The 14,728-nt window shown below is 67.6% G+C and carries 13 protein-coding genes and 1 pseudogene; 4 read left to right on the forward strand and 10 right to left on the reverse strand.

From position 1 onward, the window contains the following. Nucleotides 1–23: 23 nt before the first annotated feature. The 5 genes from ASD75_RS01565 to dinG all read right to left on the reverse strand — a co-directional run bounded on the left by ASD75_RS01565 (nt 24) and on the right by dinG (nt 5,316). Nucleotides 24–1,301, reverse strand: a complete 1,278-nt coding sequence (locus ASD75_RS01565; protein WP_056742554.1) for a PHB depolymerase family esterase — start codon at nt 1,299–1,301, stop codon at nt 24–26. Between the two features lie 58 nt (nt 1,302–1,359). Further along, nucleotides 1,360–1,785 (reverse strand): hypothetical protein, encoded by a 426-nt coding sequence (locus tag ASD75_RS01570; protein WP_056742556.1) that lies wholly within the window; start codon nt 1,783–1,785, stop codon nt 1,360–1,362. A gap of 297 nt (nt 1,786–2,082) precedes the next feature. After that, nucleotides 2,083–2,586: a pyridoxamine 5'-phosphate oxidase family protein gene (locus tag ASD75_RS01575; RefSeq protein WP_056742558.1), complete on the reverse strand. Its 504-nt coding sequence runs from the start codon at nt 2,584–2,586 to the stop codon at nt 2,083–2,085. A 148-nt stretch (nt 2,587–2,734) separates the two neighbouring features. Further along, on the reverse strand, nt 2,735–3,091 hold the full coding sequence (locus tag ASD75_RS01580) for a zinc ribbon domain-containing protein YjdM (RefSeq protein ID WP_056743179.1): 357 nt from the start codon (nt 3,089–3,091) through the stop codon (nt 2,735–2,737). A gap of 62 nt (nt 3,092–3,153) precedes the next feature. Continuing rightward, the gene (gene dinG, locus ASD75_RS01585; RefSeq protein WP_056742560.1) at nt 3,154–5,316 is read right to left on the reverse strand and encodes an ATP-dependent DNA helicase DinG; all 2,163 of its coding nucleotides are present in this window, start codon (nt 5,314–5,316) and stop codon (nt 3,154–3,156) included. 163 nt (nt 5,317–5,479) lie between these two features. Between dinG and ASD75_RS01590 the strand changes: the two genes are divergently transcribed. Beyond that, nucleotides 5,480–5,779 (forward strand): hypothetical protein, encoded by a 300-nt coding sequence (locus ASD75_RS01590; protein WP_056742563.1) that lies wholly within the window; start codon nt 5,480–5,482, stop codon nt 5,777–5,779. A gap of 100 nt (nt 5,780–5,879) precedes the next feature. Here ASD75_RS01590 and ASD75_RS01595 read toward each other — a convergent pair whose 3' ends face one another. The 3 genes and pseudogenes from ASD75_RS01595 to ASD75_RS01605 all read right to left on the reverse strand — a co-directional run. Next, nucleotides 5,880–7,748: a radical SAM protein gene (locus ASD75_RS01595; RefSeq protein WP_056742565.1), complete on the reverse strand. Its 1,869-nt coding sequence runs from the start codon at nt 7,746–7,748 to the stop codon at nt 5,880–5,882. 130 nt (nt 7,749–7,878) lie between these two features. Continuing rightward, entirely contained in the window at nt 7,879–8,448 is a 570-nt protein-coding gene (locus ASD75_RS01600; RefSeq protein WP_056742567.1) for a gamma carbonic anhydrase family protein, read from the reverse strand. Between the two features lie 210 nt (nt 8,449–8,658). Beyond that, nucleotides 8,659–9,273: pseudogene (locus ASD75_RS01605) on the reverse strand (TetR/AcrR family transcriptional regulator); the annotation flags it as partial. A gap of 152 nt (nt 9,274–9,425) precedes the next feature. Here ASD75_RS01605 and ASD75_RS01610 point away from each other — a divergent pair. Beyond that, on the forward strand, nt 9,426–10,535 hold the full coding sequence (locus ASD75_RS01610) for an MBL fold metallo-hydrolase (protein WP_056742571.1): 1,110 nt from the start codon (nt 9,426–9,428) through the stop codon (nt 10,533–10,535). Between the two features lie 16 nt (nt 10,536–10,551). Here the strand turns inward: ASD75_RS01610 and ASD75_RS01615 are convergent, their stop codons facing one another. Beyond that, on the reverse strand, nt 10,552–11,994 hold the full coding sequence (locus ASD75_RS01615; protein ID WP_056742573.1) for a PLP-dependent aminotransferase family protein: 1,443 nt from the start codon (nt 11,992–11,994) through the stop codon (nt 10,552–10,554). Nucleotides 11,995–12,090: 96 nt separating this feature from the next. Here ASD75_RS01615 and ASD75_RS01620 point away from each other — a divergent pair, with 96 nt between their 5' ends. Then, entirely contained in the window at nt 12,091–12,570 is a 480-nt protein-coding gene (locus ASD75_RS01620; protein WP_056742575.1) for an OsmC family protein, read from the forward strand. 1 nt (nt 12,571) lies between these two features. Continuing rightward, nucleotides 12,572–13,207: an FMN-binding negative transcriptional regulator gene (locus ASD75_RS01625; protein WP_056742577.1), complete on the forward strand. Its 636-nt coding sequence runs from the start codon at nt 12,572–12,574 to the stop codon at nt 13,205–13,207. Between the two features lie 112 nt (nt 13,208–13,319). Here the strand turns inward: ASD75_RS01625 and ASD75_RS01630 are convergent, their stop codons facing one another. Continuing rightward, complete coding sequence (locus tag ASD75_RS01630; RefSeq protein ID WP_056742583.1) at nt 13,320–14,723, reverse strand: homoserine dehydrogenase; 1,404 nt, start codon at nt 14,721–14,723, stop codon at nt 13,320–13,322. Nucleotides 14,724–14,728: the final 5 nt, after the last annotated feature.

The following is a 14,728-nucleotide window of genomic DNA, read 5'->3' on the forward strand; positions in this document are numbered from 1 at the left end:
ACCGAGCGGACGCGTGTGGAGAGTCAATGCTTCGCAGCGCGCGGATGCTCCAGAAAAAACCGCAGCATCTCCTGCGTGGCGTCCACGCCGCGCGGGTCGGTGTGGCTGCCGCCCGCGTGCCCACCAGCCCACGCGTGCCCTGCGCCGTGCAGTACCCAGTGTTCTGCCACCACCGTGCCAGTCAGTGCGCTGGCCGACGGGGCGCCACCCGCCACGGTGTAGACCTTGCGGGTGTAGCTTTGGCCACCACGGGACTGGCCCTGGTGCACGGTCTCCACCGTCGTCTGGCCGTCACCTGGGGCTGTGGCCAGTGTTGACAGCGTTGCCTCGATGAGCTGTTCACCGTTGTGTGCATGTACGGTGGTGTCGGCATCGCCGTGGAACACGATCACCGGTGGGGGTGGCAGGGCTGGGGCGTCAGCGGCATGGTGGGTCGCCGCACCGGGTTTGGCCCCATTCTTCATCGCCGACAGTGCGGCCATCACGTTGTGCGCGGCACCCGCCTGCAGGCCTGAGTGCACGCCCACGGCCGCAAACAGGTCGGGGTATTCGCGGCCCAGCAGTGCGGCCATGGCGCCGCCGGCGGACAGGCCCGCCACGTAGACGCGTTGCGCATCCACCGGGTGGCGCGCCATCACATCCCGCAGCATGGCCACGATCAGCGCGGGCTCGCCGCTGCCCCGGTGCTGGTCGCCGGGGCGAAACCAGTTCCAGCAGCCGTTGGGGTTGGCGCTGTGGGGTTGCTCGGGGTACAGCACCAGGGCGTTGGCGGGCGCGGCTGCGTCGTTCATGCCCGTGCCAGTCGCAAAGTCCACCGGGTTCTGCGTGCAGCCGTGCAGCATCAGCACCAGGGGCATGGGGGTGCTTGCCGTGGCGCCCGGGGGCACGTACAGGTGGTAGTGGTGCGGGTTGTGCCGAGCGCCCGGGGGGGTGAAGGCCACGCGGGTGAAGCTGCCGGCGGGCTCCGCCAGCGGGTGGTGGCTGGCGGCGGTGCGTGGTGTGGTTGTGGGCTGTGCCTCTGCGGGCGGAGCGTGGGTGCTGCGGTCGATGACCACGGCGTCTTCCACCTCTTGCGCGGTGTGGGCACTGCGCCAGCGGGGGGCGTTCCCTGCCGTGGGTTCGGGCTCGGGTGCGTGCAGCGGGGGGGCGCTTGTGATGGCGGGTGCGGGAGGGGGGCCATGGCGCGCCACGGCCTCGCCCAGGGTTTGCTGGATGGCCCGCGTGGCGTCGGCCAGCTGGCCGCTGCGCACCAGCTGGGTGGCTTCGCCCATCAGGCGCTTGAGGTTCAGGTTCCAGTCCATGGGGACTCCTTGGTGGTGGGTGCGGGCACGGGCGACGCGCTGCGGTCTGTGTACGGATTCAATGCATGCGCCCGGCCAGTGCGGCCTTGACGGCCGTACTGGCGTGGAACGCGCCCAAGACCGTCACCGAGGCGATCGTGGCCTGCGCCAGTGCGGGCGGCACGTCGTCGTCGATGCTGGCCAGGCCCAGCACACGGATCTCCAGCGCCTGGCCTGCCGCCAACACGGCCTCCAGATCGGCCCGGCCAAAACGCTGCAGTCCCAGCACAAGCATCTTGCGGGCCACCACCTGGCGCACCGCGTCGTTCTGGGCGGTCAGCTGGTTGCGGATGGCGGTGCGGATGAAGTCGGTGCGGTTGGCGTAAAAGCCTTCGGACACCAGCAGGTCAATGTGGCCCAGGTCCACAAAACCGAGGTTGATGGTGACCTTCTCGGACTCGGGCACCTTGCTGCGTGCGGGGGCGGTGGGAACCAGGTTGCTCATCAAGCACACTCCAAAAAACATCCAAACAGATGGTGTATGGATGGAATATGGATGGTGGTTGGCTGCTTTGCAAGAGCTGCCCAAAAAGAATGGGGCCTACGGGCCCCAGGAGGTACTGCATGCGCTCACTACCAAAATGGTAGCAAACAAGCCATGTTTCTGTAGCGCTAGCGCCCGGTTTTGCCTGAAATTTGCCCCGGAGACCCGCAGGATGGCGGTGCAGATGCTGCACCGCCCTGGGGAAAGGGGCTCCACTCACACCCTGCAGGCCGATCCGGAGGGATCGTCCACAGGCGCTCAGAACAGCGTGAGTTCCTTGTGTTCACCCAGGCTGCGCGGCGGCTCGCCAGTGAAGGCGGCCTTGGCCATCTGGAACAGCTGCACCATCTTGCTCTCGTCCACGTTCCAGTATTCGGCGTGGCGAACGCGCACCACCAGCAGTGCCAGGTCCGGGTCGGTCGCTCCGCCGGGGAACCACGCCTTGGCCAGGGGCGACCACAGGGCTTCCTTGAGCGCGCGGTCGTCCACAAAACGCGCCTGGCCTGACACAGACACATAGCGGTCCTCGCCCGGGTCGGCGTACGACACATTCACCTCCCCATCGGTCAAAAGGCGTTCGTACAGCTCGCCCGACTGGGAGATGAAGAAGTACAGCTCGGCCTGTTCATCGAGCTGCCGGTTTTGCGTGGTGAGCGGGTGCGCGTGCAGCATGCCTGTGGACGTGCGGTGCGTGAGCATGCCAAAACGGATGTCCTTGATGAGCTTCCACAAGGTGTCGTGGGCGGGGGAGTTGGGGTGCATGGGGCCTCCAGCAGGCGGTAGGGAATCAATCGAAGAGTGCGGGCACTGCAATCGATTGACTCTAGGCACCATGGGGCGGCCAGGGCGTCGGCGGGGAACGCCGATGCCTGTGGGCGGTTGTCTGACACAGGGGCGCCGCCCTCCTCCATCAGGCCTTCTTCAAGAACTCCGACTTCAGCAGCATGCTGCCCAGGTCCGTCTTGCAGTCCACGTTGTGGCCATCGGCACCATCCACCAGGCGGATGCTCTTGATCTTGGTGCCCTTCTTGAGTGTGGACGACGAACCCTTGACCTTGAGGTCTTTCACCAGGATCACCGCGTCGCCGTCGGCGAGTGGATTGCCATTGGCATCCCGGACGATGCCGTCGCCTGCATCGGCGTCGGCGTCCGCTGCATCGGCCACCTGCGGCCATTCAAAGGCGCAGTCGGGGCACACATAGTTGCTGCCATCCGGGTAGGTGTTCTCCTGGCCGCACTGGGGGCAGGCGGGAACGGTGTGGGGCATGGTGGGGTCCTCTCTGTCGTTGTTGTAGTGGTTGTGAAATCGGTGCGCAAAGTGTCGCCGCTTCACAGCGGCGCACGTTGCTCCAGCGCAAACGGTGGCAGCCCTTTGAGCAGCCGCTGTCCGTAGCTGGTGCGCGTCAGGCGCTTGTCGTAGCAGTACACATGCGCCATGTCTTCTTCGGTGCGGATCGCGCGGCCCACCCATTGCGCCAGGCGGATGGCGGTGGCGGGCACCACCAGCTCGCTGAAGGGGTCGCGCCCCACGGCGCGCAGCCACTCGGCGCGGGCCTCGCCCACCGGGTCGTCGGGCGGGGCAAAGGGCAGCTTGGTGATGAACACCGACTCGCACAGGCGCCCGGGCAGGTCCAGCCCCTCGCCAAACGACTGCATGCCGAAGATGACCGAGGGCTCGCCGTTCTCCACCCGCTCGCGGTGGCGGCGCAGCAGCTGTGTGCGCGGCAGCGCGTTCTGCACCAGCACCACGCTGCGCATGGCGGTGGGCAATGCATCCACGGCCTGGCGCATCTGCTCGCGCGAGGTGAACAACACCAGTGCGCCGTATTCCACGCGGGCAATGTCGTGCAGCAGCGCGTCCACCATCTCGGTGGTGAACTGGGCGGCGTTCTTGGGGTCGGCACGGGTCTCGGCGGCAATCAGCGTGCCCTGCGCGGCGTAGTTGAAGGGGCTGGGCACTTCGAGCGTGGTGGTGGCCTCGTCGCCATGCAGGCCCGCCTCGCGCAGGAAGAAATCAAAGTGCCCGCAGCTGGTGAGCGTGGCCGAGGTCAGCACCGCGCCGCGCACCGCGCTCCACAGGTGGTTGCGCAGCGTGGTGCCGGGCAGGATGGGGCTGGCATGCGCCTTGACCACGATGAAGTCGCCGTCCACCTCCAGCGTGAACCACTTGGCCGCCGGCACCGCGCCTTCGGGCGCATCCTGCAGCAGCAACTGGGCCGTGGCGTGCAGCGCTTCCAGGCGCGGGGCCAGCATGCCGATCTGCGCGTACAGCGTGGACAGGCGCTTGGCCTCGTCGGGCTTGTCGCGCATCTCGGCGCGCAGGGCTTTGCTGATGGCGCGCAGGGCGTCGAGAAAGCCCTCAGCGCTGGCGGCCAGCAGGCCCAGCGGGGCAATCAACTGTTCAGGCAGCTCGCCCCGTGGCACGCGCACACGCGCCGGGCCCCAGGCGCTGGGCTGGCTCTTGAGCTGGGCGCCGTACACATCCATCACGATGCGCGCCAGGTCCTGCAGCGTCTGCCGCAGCTGGGCCGAGTGTTTGGGGATGTCGGCAATCTCTTCGACCTCCAGCAGCGCACCAATGCGCAGGCCCCGACTCGACAGCCGCTCGATCCAGGTGATGCGCGACAGGTCCATGCTGCACGCGAATTGATCCAGTGCGGTCGAGGGCAGGTGGTGGGCTTCGTCCAGCACCAGGAGGCAGTTGTCCAGCTCGGGCAGCACGCGCGCGCCCAGCGACGACAGCAGCAGGTCGTGGTTGGCCACGATCACCTGCGCGCCCACCAGCTCCTTGCGCTTGTCGTAGTAGGTGCACTGGCTGAAGGCCGGGCAATGCTTGCCCGTGCACGAGGCACCCTCGGCCGCCACGGGGCTCCACACCTCGGGCTCGGGCGGTGTATCCAGGCTGTCGCGGTCGCCATCCCACGCGCCCTTCGACAAGGTTTGCGCCATCGTCGAATAGAACTGGATGCGCGCCTCGGTTTCGTGCCGGGGGCGCTTGGCGCGGGCGGCGGCTTCCTCTTCGGCAAACAGGTCGTCTTCGCCCTCTTCCTCCGCCTCGCCCGTGCCCGCCAGGCGGTCGAGCTTGAGCTTGCACACATAGCGCCCGCGCCCCTTGGCCAGCGCAAACTTGAAGGGCTGCGGCATTAGCGCGGCCAGTGCGGGCAGATCTTTGTTGACCAGCTGCTCTTGCAGCGCCACCGTGGCGGTAGAGATCAGCACCCGCGTGCCGCGCGACAGCGCCAGCGCAATGGCGGGTGCGCAATACGCCAGCGACTTGCCCACGCCCGTGCCCGCCTGGATGACGGCAATGGAGCGCGTGGGCGCGGCCTCGCCACTTTCTTCATCCACCTTGCCCAGCGTGGCGCTGCTGAACGTGTGTGCCACCTGCTGCGCCATCAGCCGCTGGCCAGCGCGGCTGCGAAAACCCTCGGTGGCCGACACCACCGCATCGAAAGATTCAAGGGCCTGTGCGGCCCACACCTGTTGAGACATACAGTAGTGTCGCATGGCTTGGGGGGCCCGCCGCGCCAAGTGCGTGTGTGCGCCGTCTCCATCGCCCGTCGGTTAGATGGCCTCTGGGCCTACACGGCGACGAGGGGGGCGTTTTTACGATCCACGGGACGGGACCCGCTGCGGTCCCCACCCAGGAGACCCCATGCCCCGCAACACCAACCCCGACGAACCCACCCCCACCCCCACCGGCCCAGAACCTTCCGTCGACACCACCAAACGCCAAGCCCCCGGCCCCGACACGCAGGGACCGCTGAAGGCAGGGCAGTCTGCCGCGAAGGAAGAAAAGCCCAAGCTGCCCCACGAGCGTGATGAGTCGGTGGACATGACCCATGGCAAGCCCGACGCACAAATCGAGCAGGCCTACCGTGACGTGCAGCGTGGGTTGCAAGACACCGATCGGGGGCCACCGGCCGACAAGGCTTACCAGAAGCAAAAGCGTTGATAGCCTTGTGAATGCTTCGCTATTGATAGCTATCAGCGCTTATACAGAAAGCGCTAGCGGCCATTTTCTTTGAAGGTGGTAGCTGTATCGCCTGTTGCATTCACCCCCGCTCGCGCAGCGCGCGCTCGATCCGGTCACGTCGCACCGTCGTCTTGGGCACCTTGAACGGGAACCACGTGCGTACGTCATCTTCGAGCCCGATGCCGTGCATGTAGTTGTAGATGGCCTTCTTGAGCGCGCCGCCCAGCGCGTCGTGGTCGACGCCCGTAGGGTCGATAAAGGCCACATCGTTCTTGGCAAAGTCACCGGGGGGCAGCGGCGCCAGCGTCACGCCGTATTCCTCGGGGTTCTTGCCCACGGGCGAGTGCACGGTGCAGGCAAAGCGGTGAAAGAATCCGCTCTGGATGCAGCCATTGGCGAACAGCTGGCGCACGTATTCGAGCGCGTCCACGGTGTCCTGCACGGTCTGGGTGGGAAAGCCGTACATCAGGTACGCATGCACCAGGATGCCCGCGTCGGTGAACGCCCGCGTCACTCGAGCCACTTGGTCGACCGACACGCCTTTTTTCATCAGCGTGAGCAGCCGGTCTGACGCCACTTCGAGCCCGCCCGAGATCGCGATGCAGCCGCTGTCGGCCATCAGCTCGGCCAGATCGGGCGTGAAGGTTTTTTCAAACCGCACATTGCCCCACCAGCTGATGCCTGCGTTGCGCGCGATCAGCTCGGTGGCCAGTGCCTTGAGCGCCTTGGGCGGTGCGGCTTCGTCCACAAAGTGAAAGCCGGTCTGCCCCGTCTCGCGCACGATCTGCTCGATGCGGTCGGCCAGCACGGCGGCGCTGGCGCCTTCGTAGCGGCTGATGTAGTCCAGGCTCACGTCGCAAAAGCTGCACTTCTTCCAGTAGCAGCCATGCGCCACGGTGAGCTTGTTCCAGCGCCCGTCGCTCCACAGGCGGTGCATGGGGTTGAGCATGTCCAGGAGCGACAGATACCGGTCCAGCGGCAGGCCGTCCCAGGTGGGCGTTCCCACCTCGGCAAAGGCGATGTCGGCTTCCATCATGTTGATGTACTGCACCGCGCCATCGTCACCGCGCACGAAGGTGCGCACCAAGCGCTGGCGGCCGCGCTCGCCACGCAGGTGTTCCAGCAGCGCCAGCAATGGGCGTTCGCCCGCGTCCAGCGTCACATAGTCAAAAAAGTCGAACACACGCGGGTCGGCCAGTTCGCGCAGCTCGGTGTTCACAAAGCCGCCGCCCAGCACGGTGGCGACGTGCGGGTGCCGCGCCTTGATGGCCTGGGCAATGCGGAACGCCGCGTACACCGAACCGGGGAACGGCACCGAGAGCAGAACCACCGTGGGTTGGTGCTTTGCAATGGCCTCGTGCGTGAGCTGCTCCAGCAGCTCGTCCACCAGCGTGGGTGGTGCGGCCAGGGCATCGGCCAATGGGTCAAACGTGGGCTGGCTGCCCGCGAGCGACTCGGCATAGCGCACAAACTCAAAGCGCTCGTCCACCGCGTCGCGCAGCACATCGGCCAGGTCGTTCAGGTACAGCGTGGCCAGGTGCTTGGCCTTGTCGTGCAGGCCCAGGGCGCCAAAGGCCCAGCCCAGCGGGTCGCCGCCTTCGTCATCCACATACACATCCAGTGTGGCAAAGCGCGGGCCCTCGGGCAGGTAGTTCCGTCCCACGATGCGGTGCGCCAGCGTGCTGTCGCGGCCTTGCAAGAAGGCAATGGCGGGGCCGATAGTGGCGAGGTAGCGGTCCTTTTGCGCCGCAAAACTTTGCACGGCGGGGCTCTGCTTTTTGGCGGGAAGCGCATCCACCTGGGTGGCCACCGCGCGCAGCCCTTCGGGCGAGAGCAGGCGCAGCACCAGCGCCAATGCCAGGTCTTCCTGGAACGCCGTCACCCCCCGCGAACGCAGAAAGCCCGTGAGGTAGGCGGTGGAGGGGTATGGCGTGTTCAGCTGCGTCATCGGGGGGATGACGGAGAGGACGCGCTGGGCGGGTGAGGCGGGGGCGACGGCAGACATGGTGGAAACAGGCAATGGGGCGATGCGGTGCCGCCGCAGGGGTCGTGGAACCCCCGATTATCCCGGCCCGGCTTTATCCCTGGTGGGCGGGGGGCGCCGCAGCCGCGTCAGGCGTGCCCGCCAGATAGTTGTTCTTCACCCGCACATAGTGCTCGGCCGAATACTTGAGGTACGCAATCTCTGCGTCGGTCAGTGCGCGCTGGCGCACCGCCGGGCGGCCGATGTAGAGGTAGCCGCTCTCCAGCACCTTGCCGGGCGAGACCAAGCTGCCTGCGCCCAGCATCACGCGGTCTTCGATGATGGCGTCATCCATCACGATGGAACCCATGCCGATGAGGCATTCGTTGCCGATGCGGCAGCCGTGCAGGATCACCGAATGGCCCACCGTGACGTAGTCGCCGATGACCAGCGGCGAGCCCTCTGGCTTGCTGGCGTTGCGGTGCGACACATGGCCCATGGTCAGGTCCTGCACGTTGCTGCACACGCCCACGGTGATGCGGTTCACATCGCCGCGCAGCACGGCGTTGCACCACACCGAGCTGTCGCGGCCCAGCGTGACGTCGCCGATGACCTGGGCAGAGTCGTGGATGAAAACGCCGGTGTCCAGGACCGGGGCGGTGTCGAGGTAGGGAGCGAGGGGCATCTTGGTGTCAGGCTGCGTGGAAAGAACGGGTGAGCGTAGTGCAAATCGCTCCTCACGCCGGTTTGCTGACCAGGGTGGTGGCGTGGGTCAGCGCGCTGGGGCGCGGCGAGGGGCAGGTTTCGCAGAGGTGGCAACAGGGGCTGCCGCTGCCTTGCCCGTGCTTCCAGCCGGGGCCTTTTTTACGGGGGCCTTGGCCTTCTGGGTGGGCGCGGCGTAGAACCCCAGAAACATGTCCACCGCATCCCCCACCACTTGCGCTTGCTGTGCGGCGGTCAGGGGCGGCTGGCCCATGGCCAGCTGGGGCCAGAACGCAAATGCCTTGACCATGCCCTGCAGTTGCTGCGCGGCGTAGGGAACATCCATGGTGGCGCGCAGGCGGCCATCCTGCTGGGCCGCGCGCAACCAGCGCGGCAGGCCCTCTTCCTTGGCCGAGAGCTTGGCGGTGATGCCGCGCGCGCGCTCGGGGGTGTGCATCATGTCGGCCATGGCCACGCGGCTCAGGTCGATGAAGCTCGCGTCGTTGAGCAGGCGCATCTTTTGCGCCAGCAGCTCCAGCAGCTGGTCGCGCAGCGGGCGTGTGGGGGTGTAGGCCAGTTCGTCGGGTGACTGGCTGCGCTCCCACATCAGCAGCAGGATGGCTTCGAACAGTTCTTCCTTGCTTGGGAAGTGGTTGTACACCGTGCGTTTGGACACATCCGCCGCTGCGGCCACGCGGTCCATGCTGGTGCCGTTGAAGCCGTGTTCGCGGAACTCGCCGATGGCGGCCTGCACGATGGCATCGCGCTTGCGGTCGGTCAGGCGAGGGGTGGGCTGGGAGGCGATCATGCGCAAATTTTACACCGGGTAGTTTACTTTTCTAAAAAGTGAACTACACTGTGCAGTGTAATTTCTATGTCGCAGATCCGGTGTCACTCTCCATCGCCCGCCGCCGCCGTCTGCTCCCGGCACTTTGTGTCGCCTTCGTTGTACTGATCGCCATGGCCTACAGCCTCTTTTCCCGCGCCGCCCAGCCGGTGGCCGCCTATGAACAGTCGCCGCAGTTTGCGGGTGGCAAATTTCGCAACGTGGCACCCCGCCATGTGCTGGGCGCCCTCAAGACGCTGCAGGTGATGTGGCGCTTTGCCACCGGCAAGCCCGACGACTCGGTGCCGCGCCAGCCCGTGCCGGTGTACGCGGTGATGCGGTCAGACCTGCTGGCCGCGCCCGACCTGAGCCTGTGGCGCCTGGGGCACTCCACCCTGCTCTTCAAGATCAACGGCCAGTTCTGGCTGACCGACCCGGTGTTTTCCGAGCGCGCCTCGCCGTTCCAGTTCCTGGGCCCCAAGCGCTTTCACGCGCCGCCCATCACGATTGACGAGCTGCCGCCCATCACCGGCGTAATCCTGTCGCACGACCACTACGACCACCTGGACTACGCTGCCATCCAGAAACTCGCGCCCAAGGTGGAGCACTTCATCACGCCGCTGGGCGTGGGCGACCGGCTCATCGCCTGGGGCGTGCCGGCGGCCAAGGTGCAGCAGTTTGACTGGTGGCAGGGCACCACCATCGGGGGGCTGCAGCTGGTGGCCACGCCTGCGCAGCATTTCTCGGGCCGGGGCCTGTCGGACGGCAACAGCACGCTGTGGGCCTCGTGGGTGCTGATCGCGGGTCAAGGCGCTGACCAAGTCCGCGTCTTCTTCAGTGGTGACACGGGCTACTTCGACGGCTTCAAGGCCATTGGTGAGCGGTTCGGCCCGTTAGATCTGACGCTGATCGAAACGGGCGCCTACAACGCCGACTGGCCCGACATCCACATGCACCCCGAGGAGAGCCTGCAGGCCCATCTGGACGTGAAGGGGCGCCATCTGTTCCCCATCCACAACGGCACGTTCGACCTGTCGCTGCACCCGTGGGTAGAGCCGTTCGAGCGCATCACCGCGCTCGCGGCAGCAGCGCAGGTGCCGCTGGTGGCGCCCATCATGGGCGAGCGGCTGGACATTCGCGCACCCGCGCTGTCCACGCACTGGTGGCGCAAGGTGGAGCCGCAAGCTGAGGTTCAGACGGAGGGCCTTGGCACGGCCCTGGCCCCTCAGCCCGGCGCGTGGTGAAGCACCAGCGCCCGCATCACCGCTGACGCACGAGGCCGCCCACCACGCGAGCGGCCGCGCGGATCTCTGCATCGTCAAACCCCGCATAGCCCAGCAGCCAGCCCCGGCGCGCCGACTGCATCGCATAGCGCGACAGCGGCGCCAGCATCACGCCCGCCGCCAGCGCCTGGCGGCTCAGGGTTTCGTCGTCGGTGCCGGGTGCTACCTCGTGCAGCAGGTGCATGCCGCGATCGCTGGTGGCCAGTTGCCAGGCGCCGTTGCTGGCCTCGGCCAGTGCGGCGCGCAGCGTGTGCTGCCGCTGCAGGTACAGCTCGCGCATCTGCCGCAGGTGGCGCAGCAGGTGGCCTTCGGCAATGAAACGTGCCAGCACGGCCTGGGTGTCGCCCGGTGCATGCCGGTCGGTGATGGCGCGGGCCATGGCAAAGGCCTCCACCAGCGCGGGCGGCACCACCACAAAGCCCAGGCGCAGGCCGGGGTGCAGCGTCTTGCTGAAGGTGCCCACGTACAGCACGCGCTCCGAGCCCGGCAGGCTGCACAGCGCGGGCACGCGCTGGGCAGCGCCGCCGTACTGAAACTCGCCGTCGTAGTCGTCTTCCACCACCCAGGCGTCGTGCGTGCGCGCCCATTGCAGCAGCGCCTGCCGCCGCGCCAGGCCCATGCACACGCCGGTGGGGAACTGGTGCGTGGGCGTGACCACCGCCATGCGCGCGCCGGGCCACTGGGCCGCACCCTCGTCGATGCGAAGGCCCTGCGCATCCAGCGCCACCGGCCGCGCCAGCGCGCCGTGGCCCAGCAGGCTGGCGCGGATGCCGGGGTAGCCGGGGTCTTCCACCAGCACCTCGTCGCCCACGTCCAGCAGCAGCCGCGCAATCAGGTCAATGCCCTGCTGCGAGCCCGAGCACACCACCACCTGCGCCGCATCGCAGCGGATGCCGCGCGAAGCCCACAGCCATTGCGCCACGGCCTGGCGCAGGTCGGGGTCGCCGGCCGGGTCCAGGTACTGCGCGCGGTGGCTGCGCTGGCCTGAACTGGCCTGGCGTGTCAGGCGGTCCCACAGCGCAAACGGAAAGGTGGCGACTTCGGGCGCGCCAATGCGAAACGCCTTGGCCGCCGCCAGGGGCGGGCGCCAGCGCGCCGCCGTGTCGGCTATCAGCTGCCCCCGGCGCGACAGGCCCCGGGGCGGCGCCACCAGGCCTTGCGGGGCAGGCAATGTGGCGGCCACGGCCTGCGACACATAGGTGCCGTCGCCCACGCGGGCTTCCACATAACCCTCGGCCTGCAGGCGCTGCACGGCCCACAGCACGGTGTTGCGCGACACGCCCAGGCTGGCCGCATGCTCGCGCGAGGGCGGCAGGCGGGTGCCTGCGCGCAGGCTGCCCTGCTCGATGGCGCGGCGCAGTTGCGCATACACCTGCTGGCGCAGGGTGGCGGTGGTTCGATTGGCTCCGGGGCTGGGCACAAATTGGCCCTTTCAATACGGGGATGTACTCATAAACTGAAGAACCATTGTAGAAACCCGGGCCCCCAGCGGGTCTCATCCTGTTGAAAGCACCCCATGGCCGAGCACACCGCCACCATCACCTGGTCCCGTGGCACCGACGACTTTCTGGACAAGCGCTACCACCGTGCCCACACGTGGCAGTTTGACGGCGGCGCCACCGTGGCCGCGTCGTCGTCGCCCCATGTGGTGCCGCTGCCGTACTCCGACGCGGCGGCGGTGGACCCGGAAGAAGCCTATGTCGCCGCGCTGTCGAGCTGCCACATGCTGTGGTTCATGGACTTCGCCAGCCGTGCGGGCTATCGGCTCAACCGCTACACCGACGCGGCCGTGGGCACCATGGCCAAGAACGCAGAGGGCCAGCTGGTGGTCACCCATGTGCAGTTGCGCCCAGTCACGCGCTTTGACGCGGCGCACGCGCCCAGCGCTGCCCAGCTGGACGAGCTGCACCACCGCGCCCACACATCGTGTTTTCTGGCCAACTCGGTCAAGACGCAGATCGATTGCGCCCCGGTGCTTGAAGTGGAAGGGGGCTGACATGGCCAACCCCAACCGGCAGTTTCAGGTGGCCGATGCCGCCGCCCAGCAAGCCCTGGTACGTGCCCAGCCTTTGGCCACGCTGGTCATTGCGCACGAAGGCGCGCAACACGTCAATCACATCCCGCTGTACCTGGACCCGGCGCGCGGCCCGCAGGGCACGCTCATCGGCCATGTGGCGCGCGCCAATGCGCTGTGGCCGCTGTTGCCCCAGCAGGCAGTGGCGGTGTTCCACGGCCCGCAGGCCTATGTGTCGCCCTCGTGGTACCCGTCGAAAGCCCTGGACGGCAAGCAGGTGCCCACCTGGAACTACGCCACCGTGCATGCCCACGGCGCACTGAGCGCGTTTGACGACCCCGCGCGCCTGCGCGGCATCCTGCACACCCTGAGCGAGCAGCACGAGGCCCACCGCGCCGACCCCTGGCGCATCGACGATGCGCCGCCCGACTACATCGACAAGCTGCTGCGCGCCATCGTGGGCATCGAGCTGGCGGTGGAGCGCTGGGAGGGCATCTGGAAGGTGAGCCAGAACCGCACCGACACCGATCGCGCCGGTGTGGTGCAGGGCCTGATGGCGGAGGGCACCAGCGCGGCCGAGGATATGGCGGCGCTGGTGCTGGGCCGGCTGATGGCGTGATGGCTGCGACCGGAAGGGACTATCAAAATTGATAGCATCTCAGGCATGGTGCACTAGCGCTACAGCCCGTTTTGGCGCCAAAACCTCGTGCTAACACATTTTCAGGCGCCCTTCACCCTTCCAGCGTCTCCACCCGCAGCGTGACCACCGGCCCCGCCACCGCAGGGTGCGCCGCCAGTGCAAACACGGCCAGGTCCACGGTGGACTGCGCCACGGCATCGGTCAGCACCAGCACCTGGGGGCCGCTGCCGGGGGGCAAGGCCTTGTCATGCGCCAGCGCCACCTGCAGCACCGGCACGTGCTGCGCAGCCAGCCAGGCGCCCACGGCCTCGATCTGCTGCGCGCTGTGCACCGGCACGCGCAGGTAGTGGCGGGTGTGCACGGCCGCGCGGGGCAGTACCGCCAGTTGCTCGTCCACGGCCTGGGGGTGGAAGCCCAGGTGTGGCACGCGCTGGCCCGCGTGGGTGCCATCGAGCCGTGCCACATCCACCAGGTCCGCAATCACGGCCGACGCGGTCTGCTCCGACCCCGCACCCGCGCCGTAGTACATCGTCACGCCCGACGCATCGCCCTTGACCATCACTGCGTTCATCGACCCGTTCACATGCGCCAGCAAATGTGTGGCGGGCACCAGCGCGGGCTGCACGCGCAGCTCTACCCCTTCCACATTGCCTTCCGCGTCACCCGCCTTGCGCCGCTTGGCCACGCCCAGCAGCTTGATGCGAAAGCTCAGTTGCTCGGCACAGGCCACGTCCAGCCCCTGCAGTGCGGTGATGCCCTCCACCTGCGCATCGGCAAACCGCACCGGCATGCCAAACGCATTGGCCGCCAGCAGCGAGATCTTGTGCGCAGCGTCGATGCCTTCGATGTCAAACGTCGGATCGGCTTCGGCGTAGCCCAGCGCCTGGGCCTGCGCCAGCGCTTCGGCAAAGCCCACACCCTCGTCGCGCATCTTGCTCAGGATGAAGTTGGTGGTGCCGTTGATGATGCCCGCCACCCACTCGATGCGATTGGCCGTGAGGCCCTCGCGCAGCGCCTTCACGATGGGGATGCTCACCGCCACCGCGCCTTCGTACGCCACGGCCACGCCGTGCTGGCGCGCGGCGGCAAAGATCTCGTTGCCATGCTCGGCCAGCAGCGCCTTGTTGGCCGTGACCACATGTTTGCCCGCACGGATGGCGGCCAGCACCCAGTCACGTGCGGGGCCGGTGCCGCCAGCGGCCTCCACCAGCACATCCACGTCGGGGTGCGTGGCGACCTGCATGGGGTCGTTGGTCAGGGCCACGTCCTTGCCGACCACACTCATGGCGCGGGCCAGGCTGCGGGCGCAGACCACCACCAGCTTGATGCCCCGGCCCGCACGGGCGGCAATCAGAGCCTGGTTGCGCGCCAGCACGCGGAAGGTGCCTGCGCCCACGGTGCCAATGCCAATCATGCCCACGCGCAGGGGGCGCATGGCCGTGGCAGACGACGGCAACAACGGGGCTTCGAGGGACTGGACGGGATCGCGGTACATGGACT

This window comes from Acidovorax sp. Root568, from assembly GCF_001427445.1.
In the GTDB taxonomy this organism is placed as follows: domain Bacteria; phylum Pseudomonadota; class Gammaproteobacteria; order Burkholderiales; family Burkholderiaceae_C; genus Acidovorax; species Acidovorax delafieldii.

Excerpts from the sequence above, each read along its gene's own strand:
- ASD75_RS01565 (WP_056742554.1), bottom strand. The coding sequence starts at position 1,301 with ATGGACTGGAACCTGAACCTCAAGCGCCTGATGGGCGAAGCCACCCAG.
- ASD75_RS01570 (WP_056742556.1), bottom strand. The coding sequence starts at position 1,785 with ATGAGCAACCTGGTTCCCACCGCCCCCGCACGCAGCAAGGTGCCCGAG.
- ASD75_RS01575 (WP_056742558.1), bottom strand. The coding sequence starts at position 2,586 with ATGCACCCCAACTCCCCCGCCCACGACACCTTGTGGAAGCTCATCAAG.
- ASD75_RS01580 (WP_056743179.1), bottom strand. The coding sequence starts at position 3,091 with ATGCCCCACACCGTTCCCGCCTGCCCCCAGTGCGGCCAGGAGAACACC.
- dinG (WP_056742560.1), bottom strand. The coding sequence starts at position 5,316 with ATGTCTCAACAGGTGTGGGCCGCACAGGCCCTTGAATCTTTCGATGCG.
- ASD75_RS01590 (WP_056742563.1), top strand. The coding sequence starts at position 5,480 with ATGCCCCGCAACACCAACCCCGACGAACCCACCCCCACCCCCACCGGC.
- ASD75_RS01595 (WP_056742565.1), bottom strand. The coding sequence starts at position 7,748 with ATGACGCAGCTGAACACGCCATACCCCTCCACCGCCTACCTCACGGGC.
- ASD75_RS01600 (WP_056742567.1), bottom strand. The coding sequence starts at position 8,448 with ATGCCCCTCGCTCCCTACCTCGACACCGCCCCGGTCCTGGACACCGGC.
- ASD75_RS01610 (WP_056742571.1), top strand. The coding sequence starts at position 9,426 with ATGGCCTACAGCCTCTTTTCCCGCGCCGCCCAGCCGGTGGCCGCCTAT.
- ASD75_RS01620 (WP_056742575.1), top strand. The coding sequence starts at position 12,091 with ATGGCCGAGCACACCGCCACCATCACCTGGTCCCGTGGCACCGACGAC.
- ASD75_RS01625 (WP_056742577.1), top strand. The coding sequence starts at position 12,572 with ATGGCCAACCCCAACCGGCAGTTTCAGGTGGCCGATGCCGCCGCCCAG.
- ASD75_RS01630 (WP_056742583.1), bottom strand. The coding sequence starts at position 14,723 with ATGTACCGCGATCCCGTCCAGTCCCTCGAAGCCCCGTTGTTGCCGTCG.